The organism is Klebsiella sp. 141240 (assembly GCF_050600805.1).
In the GTDB taxonomy this organism is placed as follows: Bacteria; Pseudomonadota; Gammaproteobacteria; order Enterobacterales; family Enterobacteriaceae; genus Klebsiella; species Klebsiella aerogenes.
Genome location: NZ_JAQIRK010000007.1, coordinates 247,189 through 260,485 on the forward strand (window position 1 = coordinate 247,189; position 13,297 = coordinate 260,485).

Annotated in this window: 12 protein-coding genes, 1 pseudogene and 1 riboswitch; of the genes and pseudogenes, 7 read left to right on the forward strand and 6 right to left on the reverse strand. The window is 55.1% G+C overall.

The features are described 5' to 3' along the window. Entirely contained in the window at positions 1-1,812 is a 1,812-nt protein-coding gene (locus tag PGQ95_RS15230; RefSeq protein WP_430918589.1) for an adenine deaminase, read from the reverse strand. 124 nt (positions 1,813-1,936) lie between these two features. Between PGQ95_RS15230 and PGQ95_RS15235 the strand changes: the two genes are divergently transcribed. Continuing rightward, positions 1,937-2,848: a LysR family transcriptional regulator gene (locus tag PGQ95_RS15235; protein ID WP_430918591.1), complete on the forward strand. Its 912-nt coding sequence runs from the start codon at positions 1,937-1,939 to the stop codon at positions 2,846-2,848. Here the strand turns inward: PGQ95_RS15235 and PGQ95_RS15240 are convergent. Further along, on the reverse strand, positions 2,845-3,267 hold the full coding sequence (locus PGQ95_RS15240) for a universal stress protein (RefSeq protein WP_430918593.1): 423 nt from the start codon (positions 3,265-3,267) through the stop codon (positions 2,845-2,847). The genes PGQ95_RS15235 and PGQ95_RS15240 overlap by 4 nt on opposite strands. A 141-nt stretch (positions 3,268-3,408) precedes the next feature. Beyond that, the gene (locus PGQ95_RS15245; RefSeq protein ID WP_113374382.1) at positions 3,409-5,385 is read right to left on the reverse strand and encodes an alkyl/aryl-sulfatase; all 1,977 of its coding nucleotides are present in this window, start codon (positions 5,383-5,385) and stop codon (positions 3,409-3,411) included. Positions 5,386-5,599: 214 nt separating this feature from the next. On the opposite strand from PGQ95_RS15245, the gene PGQ95_RS15250 reads away from it, so the two are divergent. Beyond that, a complete protein-coding gene (locus PGQ95_RS15250; RefSeq protein ID WP_113374383.1) occupies positions 5,600-6,235 on the forward strand; it encodes a helix-turn-helix domain-containing protein in 636 nt (211 codons plus the stop codon). A gap of 45 nt (positions 6,236-6,280) precedes the next feature. On the opposite strand, the gene PGQ95_RS15255 is transcribed toward PGQ95_RS15250, so the two are convergent. Both PGQ95_RS15255 and PGQ95_RS15260 read right to left on the reverse strand, forming a co-directional pair. Beyond that, a complete protein-coding gene (locus tag PGQ95_RS15255) occupies positions 6,281-8,257 on the reverse strand; it encodes an alkyl/aryl-sulfatase (protein WP_113374384.1) in 1,977 nt (658 codons plus the stop codon). Between the two features lie 283 nt (positions 8,258-8,540). After that, a complete protein-coding gene (locus tag PGQ95_RS15260) occupies positions 8,541-8,969 on the reverse strand; it encodes a hypothetical protein (protein ID WP_430918604.1) in 429 nt (142 codons plus the stop codon). A 312-nt stretch (positions 8,970-9,281) separates the two neighbouring features. Here PGQ95_RS15260 and PGQ95_RS15265 point away from each other — a divergent pair, with 312 nt between their 5' ends. From PGQ95_RS15265 to fbaB, 5 genes are all read left to right on the forward strand, one after another. Then, positions 9,282-9,740 carry an STM2901 family protein gene (locus PGQ95_RS15265; protein WP_430918596.1) on the forward strand — a complete coding sequence of 153 codons (459 nt, stop codon included), beginning with the start codon at positions 9,282-9,284 and terminating at the stop codon, positions 9,738-9,740. Further along, entirely contained in the window at positions 9,734-10,063 is a 330-nt protein-coding gene (locus PGQ95_RS15270; RefSeq protein ID WP_032714951.1) for a DUF1493 family protein, read from the forward strand. Before PGQ95_RS15265 ends, PGQ95_RS15270 begins: the two co-directional genes overlap by 7 nt. Positions 10,064-10,169: 106 nt before the next feature. Beyond that, positions 10,170-10,266, forward strand: a riboswitch (TPP riboswitch). Between the two features lie 34 nt (positions 10,267-10,300). Beyond that, the gene (gene thiM, locus PGQ95_RS15275; protein WP_430918598.1) at positions 10,301-11,074 is read left to right on the forward strand and encodes a hydroxyethylthiazole kinase; all 774 of its coding nucleotides are present in this window, start codon (positions 10,301-10,303) and stop codon (positions 11,072-11,074) included. Beyond that, positions 11,071-11,871, forward strand: coding sequence for a bifunctional hydroxymethylpyrimidine kinase/phosphomethylpyrimidine kinase (thiD, locus tag PGQ95_RS15280; protein ID WP_087860194.1), 801 nt, complete (start codon positions 11,071-11,073; stop codon positions 11,869-11,871). Before thiM ends, thiD begins: the two co-directional genes overlap by 4 nt. A gap of 148 nt (positions 11,872-12,019) precedes the next feature. After that, on the forward strand, positions 12,020-13,072 hold the full coding sequence (fbaB, locus tag PGQ95_RS15285; protein ID WP_015365768.1) for a class I fructose-bisphosphate aldolase: 1,053 nt from the start codon (positions 12,020-12,022) through the stop codon (positions 13,070-13,072). A gap of 63 nt (positions 13,073-13,135) precedes the next feature. Here the strand turns inward: fbaB and PGQ95_RS15290 are convergent. After that, positions 13,136-13,297: pseudogene (locus PGQ95_RS15290) on the reverse strand (cytochrome C biogenesis protein CcdA); the annotation flags it as partial.

Sequence of the window (13,297 nt, forward strand, 5' to 3'; positions counted from 1 at the left end):
TCAGGCTCCCTGAGGATTATTGTTGTGATGAGTTGGCGCCGGAGTCTCCCGGCAGGCTATCAACGGGTCAACTATCTGGCGACTGCCGCCGTCGGTGAGACCCAAATCGGTTAGATGCGGCCCGGCATTACAGGCGAGGCAGGTGCCTTCAATCGCCTTAAATACCCGGTATGGCGGCTCCCAGTCGGCGACTTTACTGCTTAAATCTCGCAGCTCGCGGAACTGCCGCGCCAGCTCGGCGGCGGGAAGATTGGAGAGCATACCGGCAATCGGCATCGCCACATGGGCCAGGATCTCGCCCTGTTGCGCCAGCGCCATTCCGCCGCCGGAAGCGATCAGCTGATTTGCCGCTAAGGCCATATCATGAGCATCGCGCCCGAGCACGACCAGGTTATGTGAGTCATGCGAGTAGCTGGTGGCAATGGCGCCGCGCAGCTCCCCCCAGCCTTCAAGCAGGGCGATTTGCGGCGTTGCCTGATGGCGGCCGTGGCGGTGCTTAACCCAAATCAGGCTAAAGCCCACGGGCAGTTGTACTTCTCCGTCGCGGATCTGTACTTCCACTTCTCCCCATTTCGTGAAGCGCGCGCCGCTGATGTGGCGTAGGCGGGCGACGCCATGGCGAATGCCCTTAATTCGCAGAATAAAGTCTTCAGCGGCGAGGGGCGCTAACTGCAAAGTATCACGCGGCGGCGTCACGCCGGGCGCGGCGGCAAGCGGTGTTAGCAGGTGACCGTTACGAGCGATAAGTTTGCCGCCGACATAGACCTCCTGAGCCTCGAGTTTCTCCAGCGAATCAAACACCACCAGATCCGCGCGTCGTCCCGCGGCAATTAGCCCAAGATCGTTGCGCTGCAGGCGAATAGCGGCATTAAGGGTGGCGAAACGTAGCACATCGACCGTTGGCAAACCGTGTTCAATCAACAGGTTGAGCAGGGCGATAATGCCGCCTTTCTCCAGCAGCATATCCGGCGGTACGTCATCGGTGCAGACGGTGATTTGCGAGGAGAGATGCGGCAGCGTTTTTAACGCCGTAACGATCTCGGGCAATAGATAGGGGTGCGAGCCGCGAATTTCGATAGTCAACCCGGCGCGCAGTTTTTCCAGCGCATCGGCTGCTGAAGTCAGTTCGTGATCGGAGGTGACGCCGGCGGCGAGATATGCCTGTAAATCGGCGCCGCTGAGCCCGCGGGCATGGCCCTCAATCAGTTTGCCGCTGTTAAGCCCGGCCTGGACAATCTCCTGCATCCGTTCGCTACCGTTCAGCACGCCATGCATATCCATCACTTCCGCCACGCCGCGAACTTCCGGCCAGCCGAGCATGGTTTCCATTTCAGCGCCGGCGAAATCAGCGCCGGACATTTCGAGACCTGGCGTAGAGGGGACGCTGGATGGCGCGGCCACCATCACCTGTAACGGCAGGTGGCGACTGGCATCAACCGCGTAGCGCACGCCATCGACGCCGAGCACGTTGGCCAGCTCATGCGGATCCCAGAACACCGCGGTGGTACCCTGCGTCAGGACGATTTCTGCATAACGCTCGGGCGGCAGATGCGAACTTTCAAGATGTACGTGGGTGTCCATCAAGCCGGGCGACAGATAGCCGCCTTGCAGCGAGCGCACTTCATGGGCGTCGGCGCGGCTGCCGCGCGGATGTACGCTGGCAATCATTTCACCAACGATACCGACGTCAGCGTCGCGGATTTCGCCAGTGGCCATATCGACGATCTGCGTATCGATAAGCAACAGATCAAACGGGGATTCGCCGCGCGCGGCCTGTACGGCGCGACGACGTGCTTCATCATTGCTGGACATAACAACTCCACCACAAGGATAATGCGGATACTCTAGGGGCACAGCAAACGTTTGCCCAGATGAATAAATTTATCGCCCGATAAGCTCGGGTTATTCTGTATGACCACCGGTAGCGAACCTGACAATGAACGAACCCTGGCAACGTCTGCCCGCGCTCTCGCTAAAGCAACTGCAGTATTTTGTGACCCTGGCTCAGTTGCGCCATTTTACCGATACTGCCAATCGGCTGGCGATTAGCCAACCGGCGCTCAGCAGCGCGCTGCGGCAGATTGAAACCGTGATCGGCGGCAAGCTGGTCAATCGTACCGCCTCGGCGGTCACTCTGACGGAACTGGGGGCGGCGATTTTACCCCATGCCCAGCGGATACTGAGCGTGGCCCAGGCATCTTTTTTTGATATGCAACAGATCGTGGAAGCAGGCGGCGATGGCACGGTGCGTATCGGGCTGGTACCGTCGGTGAGCTCGCTGCTGTTTCCGCTGCTACCGCAGACCCTGGCGCAGGCCTTTCCGCGTCTGCGCATCGAATTTCATGACCAGACCAACGATGCGTTAATGCAGGCGCTGCAAAGCGGTGAGATTGATTTTGGTATCGGCGCGATCGACAGTTCGCTACCAGTTGAGCTACTGGTTTATCCGCTGCGCGAGGATCCTTTCGTGGCGGTGCTGCACAGCGACGATCCGCTGGCTGCGCAGCCAAATTTACCGTGGAAACAGTTGGTGGGTTGTGATATTGCCGTTTTTTCAAAGGGGAATATCCAGCGGCTGGTGTCGGCGCTGGTGGAAAGCCAGCGTTTGACCTTAACGACGCGTTACCAGGTAGACTATATCGAAACCCTTTATGGACTGGTGCGTTCGCGGCTGGCGGTGGCTATTCTCCCGGCGCTCTATACGACTTATCTGCACGATCCGGCGTTAAAGGTGGCGCAACTGCAGCAGCCGGCGCTGACGCGGACGGTGGCTCTGATGCGTGGGCCGCAGGCGCTACCGCCATCAATCGAAGAGTGTTTTTCTCTGTTACAGTCCGCATTGCGCTAGGGTAGGTGTTTTATGAGTACGTCCACTGTCAAATGGTTGATGTACTCCAGCGAGTGCGAGGACAGCATCCCCAGCAGCCGGTTATGGTGTCCGGCGATAACTAAATCGATATGGCGTTGTCGTACGCACTCTTCGACATCAGCAAAACGGCGGGTTGTCACCAGCGATAGCGTCTGTACCGGCAGGGCGACGGTCGTCGCCAGCTCGTTGAGCAGGGCTTTGGCCTGAATGACCTCTTGCGATACTTCATCATTCTGCAGGCTGTCGGATACGTAATTAAGCGCCCGGTAGTCGGTGCTGATGTGGGCGATGGTAATCCGCATCCCGTTTTCCTGCGCCATCCTGGCGGCGTGTTGTAGCAACGGAACACCATCAAGGCTGCTATTAATCAGTACCAGCGCATGGTGATAAACGGTCATATATACCTCCGCGCAATAAAACAGTCCTGAACTCATTTTGGGCCTGCGGCGAGGGGAACGCAAATCAGAACATGCGAGGCGAATGGATAAAAAAATCCCCCGCGGCCTACCAGGGCGCGAGGGAGATTCAGCGATTATCGCTTACGGGGTGACAATGTTGAACCAGAATTCAAATTTGTCCATGTAGCTCAGCATTTCATCGAGCTTAGCGCCATTGCCGCTAATCTTGACGTCGCCCTTGTCTTCAGCCTGCTTCAGCGTTTCCTGTTTCAAAATGATCTTGTTCAGGGTATCGCGATTCAGAGTAATGCTGGCGTCGGCATCGTCCGCTACCGCATTCGCGGTGTGGTTAAGTACGCCATTTTCCAGTTCCAGCTTGTACTTACCGCCGTCTTTACCGAGATCGATGTTGAAGACCGCTTTTGCCGCGCCGGCTTTCTGGCCGTTGATATGTACGCCCAGGTAGTCGAAGAACATTTCCGGGGTCATCGCGCGCACGGTATCCGGGCTGGCGGTGTTAGGCGTCGGGAGTTTCTGTACGCCGTTACGCAGTTCCTGCGCGCCGGTCAGGTAGAAGTTGCGCCAGGTACCGGCTTCCGCCTGGTAACCTAACTGCTCCAGGGCATCCGCTTCGAGGTTACGCGCATCGGCATTCTGCGGGTCGGCGAAGACGATTTTACTGGTCACCTGTGCGACCCAGCGGTAGTTCCCCTGCTGATAGTCGGCTTTGGCTTTCTGCATGATGGCATCGGCGCCGCCCATGTATTCAACGAACTTCTTCGCAGCCTGTTGCGGCGGCAGCTCGTCGAGGGTTGCCGGGTTGCCATCGAACCAGCCGAGGTAGTAAACGTAGGTCGCTTTCACGTCGTGGCTGACGGAGCCGTAATAACCGCGGCTCGACCACTGTTTCTCCAGCGATTCCGGCAGCTTGAAGTTAGCGGCGATTTCATCGCGGGTCAGCCCTTCGTTGGCCATACGCAGGGTCTGGTCGTTGATGTAACGGTACATGTCGCGCTGGCCTTTCATCAGCTTGATAATGTTGTCGTTACCCCAGGTCGGCCAGTGGTGCTGGGCGATAATGACTTCAGCATCGTTGCCCCAGCGGTCGATCGCGGCGTTAATATATTTTGACCACGCCAGCGGATCGCGGATCTTCGCGCCGCGCAGCGAGTAAGTGTTGTGCAGGGTATGGGTAACATCCTCTGCCGCTTCAATCATTTTCTTCTCTTTGACATACCACAGCATTTCCGACGGCGCTTCGGAACCCGGCGCCATCATGAAGTCGTAGGTCAGGCCATCAATCACTTCCTGCTGGCCGGTTTTGGTGATGTAGTTGGTCGGCTGGAGCAGCGTCACGGTACCCGCCGAGGTGGTGGTGCCAAGACCGGCGCCGACCTGGCCTTTGGCGTCAGGCTTCAGCAGGTTGCCGTACATATAGCTGGCGCGACGGCTCATCGCGGTACCGGCCATAATGTTCTCGGAAACCGCTTCTTCCATGAATCCTGCCGGGGCGTAGATTTTTACTTTGCCGGCCTTCACGTCGGCTTCATCAACCACGCCACGAATGCCGCCGTAGTGGTCAACATGGCTGTGGGTGAACAGGACGGCGACAACCGGCTTTTTACCACGGTTGGCGTAGTAGAGATCCATCGCTTCTTTCGCCGGCTCGGCGCTCAGCAGCGGGTCGATAACGGTGATCCCTTTTTCACCTTCGATGATGGTCATGTTGGAGAGATCGAGATTACGGATCTGATAAACCCCGTCGGTGACTTTGAACAGGCCGCCGATATTAATCAGCTGCGACTGGCGCCACAGGCTTGGGTTAACGGTATCCGGGGCTTTTTCACCTTCTTTGACGAAGTCATATTTTGCCGGGTCCCAGATAACGTTGCCTTGCTCGCCTTTAATCATGGTCTGCGGTAGCGCGGCGATAAAGCCTTTATGCGCGTTATCGAAATCAGTTTTATCGGCAAACGGCAGTTTATTGTACAGCGCGTTATTTGCCTGCTGAGTTGCCGGAGTGGCGTCCTGCTGCTGAGCGGCTGCGAAGGCGGAAAGCGACAGCGAAGTTAAAACACCGGCCAGAGCCAGATGTTTAGCGATCTGATTTAATTTCATTGCATGGCCTCTTAGATTATTTGTTCCGCTATCAATGTTTAATATCAGCGGATAATTCAAATGCGGACTAATTACTGGCCATTTTAAAGCGAATACTTTGCGTTGATAGTCCCATATGGGACTGGTCATTAGTGAGAAAATAATCATCTCGAATCCGCTATCACTTCGCTGCTATACTCGATACCACGGCAGACGGCGCAGCAAGGGGCATAGCGTGAATTTTCAGGATATCCATAGCTATTATCAACAACTCAACATTGATGCCTTTTTTCCGCAAATAATGGCACAAGGGGAGACCCTGACGGTTGCGGCAAATAAAAAATTAGCAATTCAGCCTGGATATATTTATTTTTGCGCTGAAGGTTCGCTATCAATATTAATGCCGGAGAACGGCCTTCATATTGGTAATTCCATTGAGTATATGCCGATTGGGCTTATGGAAAGATATTGCCCGCTGGCGAAGTTTGAATATATCGGCAGCGCGGCGGTGAAGCTGGTTAAAGTCACTTATGAGATCTTTGACCAAATCTTTTTACACGGCGGTCCTGAACGCGTCCAGGAGCTGGCGACCATCCTTACCTATATGTCGATTTTTACTATCGATCTTCATAACGAACGCCGGCAGATGACCAGCTACCAGACTATCAGACCGATGCTGTTTCGCTATCTCTATCGCCAGAGTACCCATCAGGGGGAAAACGAAGGCCTGGCGCTGTTTATTATTAAGCGCACTAATCTGTCGCGCACGCATGTTTTTCGGGTGCTGGCGGATCTGAAAGCCGGGGGCTATATCACGATGAAGCGCGGCAAACTGGTTTCCATCGACCGACCATTGCCGGAAGCTTACTAGCAAAGAGGGAAAACTCCCGCGACCGAGCGCCGCGGGAGCAGGGTATTATGGCGTAACGATGTCGAACCAGAATTCGAACTTGTCCATATAGCCCAGCATTTCATTGAGCTTATCGGCGTTACCGGTGATTTTCGCGTCGCCGTTATCGACGGCCTGCTTCAGCGTCTCCTCTTTGAGGATGATCTTATTCAGGGTGGCGCGGTTGAGGGCAACAGTGGTATCGGCATCTTTCGCTTCCGCGTTGGCGGTATGGTTCAGTACGCCGTTTTCCAGCTCCAGCTTATACTTGCCGCCGTCGCTGCCGAGATCGATATTAAAGACCGATTTCGCGTTACCCGCTTTCTCGCCATTGATATGTACCGCCAGATAGTCGAAGAACATTTCCGGGGTCATCGCGCGCACGGTATCCGGGCTGGCGGTGTTCGGGGTTGGCCCTTTCACCACGCCGTTACGCAGTTCCTGCGCGCCGGTGAGGTAGAAGTTACGCCACGGGCCGGATTCCGCCTGGTAGCCTAACTGTTCAAGGGCATCTGCTTCCAGATTACGCGCATCCTGGTTTTTCGGATCGGCGAAGACGATTTTGCTGACGACCTGGGCTACCCAGCGGTAGTTACCCTGGTCGTAATCCTCTTTCGCTTTCTTCATGATGGCATCGGCGCCGCCCATGTAATCGACGAATTTCTTCGCCGCTTCTTCCGGCGGCAGTTCGTCGAGGGTGGCCGGGTTGCCGTCGAACCAGCCGAGATACAGCACGTAGGTGGCTTTCACGTCGTGGCTGACAGAGCCGTAATAACCGCGGTTAGCCCAGGTGTTGGCAAGGCTATCCGGCAGTTTGAATTTAGCGGCGATTTCATCGCGAGTCAGCCCTTCGTTAGCCATACGCAGAGTCTGGTCGTTAATGTAACGATACAGGTCACGCTGGCTCTTCAGCAGGTTGACTACGTTTTCGTTGCCCCAGGTCGGCCAGTGGTGCTGAGCCATAATAATCTCGGCCTTGTCGCCCCAGCGTACGATCGCTTCGTTGATGTACTTCGACCACGGTAGCGGTTCGCGGATTTTCGCGCCGCGCAGTGAATAGGTATTGTGCAGGGTGTGTGTCACGTCTTCCGCGGATTCAATCAGTTTTTTCTCTTCGATGAACCACAGCATTTCCGACGGCGCTTCCGAACCTGGCGCCAGCATGAAGTCATAGGTCAGACCGTCAATGACTTCTTTCTGCCCGTCTTTTTCAATGATATTGGTTGGGGCAATCAGGGTCACGGTACCCGCCGAGGTGGTGGTGCCAAGGCCGGCGCCCACCTGTCCGGTGGCCGATGGTTTCAGCAGGTTGCCGTACATGTAGCTGGCGCGGCGGCTCATGACATTACCAGCCATGATGTTTTCTGCCACGGCCGCTTCCATAAAGCCGGACGGTGCGTAAATTTTTACTTTGCCGGATTTCACATCCGCTTCATCAACCACGCCGCGCACGCCGCCGTAGTGGTCAACGTGGCTGTGGGTGTAGATAACGGCGACAACGGGTTTCTTACCGCGGTTTTTGTAATACAGATCCATGCCCACTTTTGCGGTTTCCGCTGATACCAGCGGGTCAACGACGGTAATGCCTTCTTTACCTTCGATGATGGTCATGTTGGAAAGGTCCAGATTTCGGATCTGGTAGACGCCGTCGGTCACCTCAAACAGACCGCTGATGTTAATCAGCTGCGACTGGCGCCACAGGCTCGGGTTGACGGTATCCGGGGCTTTTTCACCTTCTTTAATGAAAGAGTACTGCTGCGGGTCCCACACGACATTACCCTGTTCGCCTTTAATCACTTCGGTCGGTAGTGCGGCAATAAAACCTTTATGAGCATTGGTAAAATCGGTGTTGTCGGAGAAGGGGAGTTGGTTATAGAGGGCGTCGTTGGCTTGTTTGGTGGCGGCGGTCGCTTCTTTTGCCGCGACTTCCGCCCATGCTGACAAGCTAATCGATGATAGCAAGCCGGCAATGGCTAATCCTTTCACTATAGGGGTCAATTTCATTGGAATCCTCTTACCTTAATGGCGATTCACTCGTTAATTCCGATCTGACATGGTGTTACAACTTGTAACGCTTCTTTGAACTATAACCAATTGTTTACATTGAGCAAGTTAATGATTACAAAAAGAATACATTAGTTAAAAAACTACTCTCTCGTAGGTAAAATGAGATTTATCCAATGGGATTAATGCCGCTTATTTAGCGCGGCGTTTGACGTGTCGGCTACTGCGGGGAAGGGGGAAAAAGCAGCCCTTAGGCCGCTTTTAAATTAACAAGGAAGAGACGCTATTTGGCGTAGCCTAAAAATTTACCGTCCTGCATGACGGCAATTTTTCCTGATTGGTAGACAATAAAAACGTATAAACCCTGAGAATAGGTTTTCGCGTCAGCATTGCTTTCGTCTAAGGCCGCGGGTTTGCCATCAACTGTCAGCCCGGTTGAGTTTGTGACCAGCTTCATGCCATTGAAGACTTTAACTTTTTTGCTGGACTGCGCTTTCTGCACGGGATATAAAGCCTGCGCATTTTCCAGCGCCTGTTTCTCCGCTGCGGCGTTCACCGCAGCCTGTTTGTTTTGTTCCGCAATATAACAGGCATCTTTACTGATCCCCTGTGCTTCGCACTCGGCCATACGCTGCGCCGGTGAACTGCAACCGGTCGCGATGGCTGCGCTGAGTACCAGCAGCAGCAACATAGAAACGTGTTTCACTTTCATCATTAACGACCTTAGTGTCGAAATTATTTTTAACATGTTATGCAACAAACTAACGGCAGCGGCGACTACTGCGGTTACTGTGTCCGCTTAGTTCGTAACGAGTAGTAACTATGTCGTATGGTTATTAAGTGAATTGTGATCTAAATCAACCTCCGCACGGATAGCTAAAATTTTGTGTAATCGCTTACATGGCGCAGGAAAAAGGGGCGTCTCTGTGGCAAACGTACAAGGATGATACAACGACGCGTAATGACGGTATGCAAATCAGCCCTTATGATGGCGCTTTCTACAAGGATCATAAGGGATTATGAAGTGGATACTGTTGAGGAAATAAATGGAACATACTTTTTTGCGGGGCGTTCAAACCTTACCGCCTCAGAACTATTTTTCATGGTCTTTGTCTTCAATACTGCTGATCAATTTGGTATCAAAGATGTTGCCTCTGTATATGCACTGTATGCGGGTATAAATGATCAGGCGACACGGGCTAAACCCGGATCGGCAATTCCTGGAACATCCAGACTATCGAAAGGTGCCAGACGAGTATTTGGCAATAGAATGTTCCCATTTGGGTTAAAAATGCCTACATGGATTGGCGGTTATACTCCATGGACTGTAAAAAGGAGGATGGTGAGAAAAATTGGAACGTGGGTGGGACGGACTATTCCCCTCATTGGTGAAGTGATCATTGTGGCTGATGTATCGCAGATCATTTACAACACGATCATTGAATACAATACCATCGCGCGGGGCAACGATAAGCTATGGTAGAAGATATCGAAAAACGCGTCATCAAATTGTTCACTATTCGTAGTGGGACCTATATCCTCAGGAACAAGAAATACGCTACATACACGGCAGACTCGAGTATTCATTTTGATGTCCAGTTAGATCAAGATGACGTTGAAGAGTTAGTTGAAGACTATGCAAAAGAGTTCAACGTCGACATGTCGAATTTCCATCTTGAAACGTACTATCCCGAAGTCAATTTTTCATGGAATCCATTTAAAAAGCCTGAACCAGTAGATGTTCCAGAGTTCACCATTGATATGTTTATCCAGTCTGCCAAAGCCGGGAGATGGCTGTACGATTAAGGGACATATCGCCGGGAGACATACCGCTTTTACCGTTTACAAGCCTTACCGCTGGCATTACTATCCTGATTAGAGATTAACGGAACGTTAGTCGCCATTTTTTGTACCAAATGACTCGGGGTGCCCTTCTTTGTGAAGGCTGAGAAATACCCGTACCACCTGATCTGGATAATGCCAGCGTAGGGAAGTCAGAGACCGCATGGTCTGCGCTGCTTCCTCATCTGGCGGGAGCAAACCATGCATCAACCGCTAAACCCGGCGCATATCGCGCACCTACAACAGCTTTTCCGCACCTCTTCGCCGCTCGTTCACTGTATGACCAATGATGTGGTTCAGACTTTCACCGCCAACGTGCTGCTGGCTATCGGCGCCTCGCCGGCGATGGTGATTGACCCTACGGAAGCCGCGCAGTTTGCCGCCATCGCCGATGCGCTATTGATTAACGTCGGGACCTTAACCGTTGAGCGCGCCAACGCGATGCGCGCGGCGGCGCAGAGCGCCCGGCAGGCTGGAAAACCCTGGACGCTGGATCCGGTTGCCGTCGGCGCGTTGACGCTGCGTACCGATTTTTGCCATGAGCTACTGGAACTGCGGCCTGCGGCGATTCGCGGCAACGCTTCGGAAATCATGGCGCTGGCGGGGAGCAGCGGCGGCGGGCGCGGCGTCGATACCACCGACAGCGCGGCCGCCGCGTTACCCGCCGCCCAGACGCTGGCCCGTAAGCTTAATACTGTGGTCGCGGTGACGGGCGAGGTGGATTACATCAGCGACGGCGAGCGCACGCTTACCGTGAGCGGCGGTGATGTCCTGATGACGCGGGTGGTCGGGACCGGCTGCGCGTTATCCGCGGTTGTGGCGGCAAGCGCCGCGATGCCCGGCGATCGGCTGCAAAACGTGGCTGCCGCCTGCGGCCTGCTGAAAATGGCGGGAGGTGAAGCGGCGCGACACGGCGGCCCCGGCAGTTTTATCCCGGCATTCCTCGACGCGTTATACGCGGGGGGGTCGGCATGAAGCGGATTAACGCCTTAACCATCGCCGGCACCGACCCCAGCGGCGGCGCCGGGATCCAGGCCGACCTCAAAACATTTTCCGCGCTCGGCGCTTACGGCTGCTCGGTCATCACCGCGCTGGTGGCGCAGAATACTCGCGGCGTGCAGTCGGTGTATCGTATCGAACCTGACTTCGTGGCGGCGCAGCTGGATTCGGTGTTTAGCGACGTGCGAATCGATACCACGAAAATCGGCATGCTGGCGGAAACCGATATCGTTGAAGCGGTGGCGGAGCGTCTTGCTCGCTACCAGATTGCCAACGTGGTGCTGGATACCGTGATGCTGGCGAAAAGCGGCGATCCGCTGTTATCCCATTCAGCCATTGCGACGCTGCGTCAGCGCCTGCTGCCCCACGTTTCACTGATCACCCCGAATTTGCCGGAGGCCGCGGCGCTGCTCGATGCGCCGCATGCGCAAAGCGAGCGCGAGATGTTGGAGCAAGGCAGGGCGCTATTGGCGTTAGGCTGCGGGGCGGTATTAATGAAAGGCGGACATCTGGACGACGCCGAAAGCCCAGACTGGTTGTTCACCCGTGAAGGGGAACAGCGCTTTACCGCGCCGCGCGTGCTGACCAAAAACACCCACGGTACCGGCTGTACGTTATCTGCCGCGCTGGCGGCGCTGCGTCCGCGCTATGCCGATTGGGGACAAACGGTCGCCGAAGCGAAGGGCTGGCTGTCGGCGGCGCTGGCGCAGGCCGATTCGCTGGAAGTGGGGCACGGTATCGGCCCGGTGCATCATTTCCACGCCTGGTGGTAAATGGCAGTGAAACGAGACAGCAGAATCTACTGAAAAAACGCGCTCCCGGCTGGAAAATATGCTAACTCGGTACCAGGCTTAACCTGCCCATAATTTTTGGGTTGGGATAAAACATGCTGGCTGCGGCCAGCACTTACGGGAGATAGCTATGACTGATATTACGCAGTTGCTTGGCAAAGATGCCGACAGCCTTTTACAGCACCGTTGTATGACTATTCCAGCCGACCAACTCTATTTACCGGGAGCGGATTACGTCGACCGGGTGATGGTGGATAACAACCGCCCGCCTGCGGTGCTGCGTAATATGCAGACCCTCTACAATACCGGGCGCCTGGCGGGAACGGGGTACCTTTCCATTCTGCCGGTCGACCAGGGCGTAGAGCACTCGGCGGGCGCGTCGTTCGCCGCCAACCCGCTCTACTTCGATCCGAAGAATATCGTGGAACTCGCCATCGAAGCCGGCTGTAACTGCGTGGCTTCTACCTATGGCGTACTGGCCTCGGTATCGCGCCGCTACGCGCACCGCATTCCATTCCTCGTCAAGCTCAACCATAACGAAACGCTGAGCTACCCGACCGAGTATGACCAGACCCTGTACGCCAGCGTCGAACAGGCGTTCAACATGGGCGCGGTTGCGGTTGGCGCGACGATCTATTTCGGTTCCGAACAGTCGCGTCGGCAGATTGAAGAGATCTCCGCCGCCTTTGAACGCGCGCACGAGCTCGGCCTGGTCACCGTGCTGTGGGCCTATCTGCGCAACCCGGCATTCAAAAAAGATGGCGTCGATTACCACGTTTCCGCTGACCTGACCGGCCAGGCAAACCATCTGGCCGCCACCATTGGCGCTGATATCGTGAAGCAGAAAATGGCCGAGAATAATGGCGGCTATAAGGCGGTGAACTTCGGTTATACCGACGATCGCGTCTACAGCAAGCTGACCAGCGATAACCCGATCGATCTGGTGCGCTATCAGCTGGCGAACTGCTATATGGGCCGCGCCGGGTTGATTAACTCCGGCGGCGCGGCGGGCGGCGAAACCGATCTCGCCGATGCGGTGCGCACGGCGGTGATCAATAAACGCGCCGGCGGCATGGGGTTGATCCTCGGTCGTAAAGCCTTTAAGAAATCGATGAGCGAAGGCGTGAAGCTGATCAATGCGGTGCAGGATGTCTATCTGGACGGCAAAGTTACCATCGCGTAAGGCAAAAATCCGGGCGCGAGGCCCGGATTGACTATTTTACTTACCCCGGTCTCCGGGGTTTTTTTATGATTTTGCTGTGCTGACGTTCAGCGGTTTAGCCACTTCGCTGGTAGCAAAACCGGGCTGCTCAACGCGAATAAACGGGCACAGACAAAACGCCAGCAGATAGAGCGCGGTATAAGCCACCACCACGCCGATGGTGCTGAAGTGCGGCAGCAGCACCAC

Coding starts and splice junctions, on each gene's coding strand:
- PGQ95_RS15230 (WP_430918589.1), bottom strand. CDS start 1,812: ATGTCCAGCAATGATGAAGCACGTCGTCGCGCCGTACAGGCCGCGCGC.
- PGQ95_RS15260 (WP_430918604.1), bottom strand. CDS start 8,969: ATGAAAGTGAAACACGTTTCTATGTTGCTGCTGCTGGTACTCAGCGCA.
- PGQ95_RS15240 (WP_430918593.1), bottom strand. CDS start 3,267: ATGACCGTTTATCACCATGCGCTGGTACTGATTAATAGCAGCCTTGAT.
- fbaB (WP_015365768.1), top strand. CDS start 12,020: ATGACTGATATTACGCAGTTGCTTGGCAAAGATGCCGACAGCCTTTTA.
- thiD (WP_087860194.1), top strand. CDS start 11,071: ATGAAGCGGATTAACGCCTTAACCATCGCCGGCACCGACCCCAGCGGC.
- PGQ95_RS15255 (WP_113374384.1), bottom strand. CDS start 8,257: ATGAAATTGACCCCTATAGTGAAAGGATTAGCCATTGCCGGCTTGCTA.
- PGQ95_RS15235 (WP_430918591.1), top strand. CDS start 1,937: ATGAACGAACCCTGGCAACGTCTGCCCGCGCTCTCGCTAAAGCAACTG.
- PGQ95_RS15245 (WP_113374382.1), bottom strand. CDS start 5,385: ATGAAATTAAATCAGATCGCTAAACATCTGGCTCTGGCCGGTGTTTTA.
- thiM (WP_430918598.1), top strand. CDS start 10,301: ATGCATCAACCGCTAAACCCGGCGCATATCGCGCACCTACAACAGCTT.
- PGQ95_RS15270 (WP_032714951.1), top strand. CDS start 9,734: ATGGTAGAAGATATCGAAAAACGCGTCATCAAATTGTTCACTATTCGT.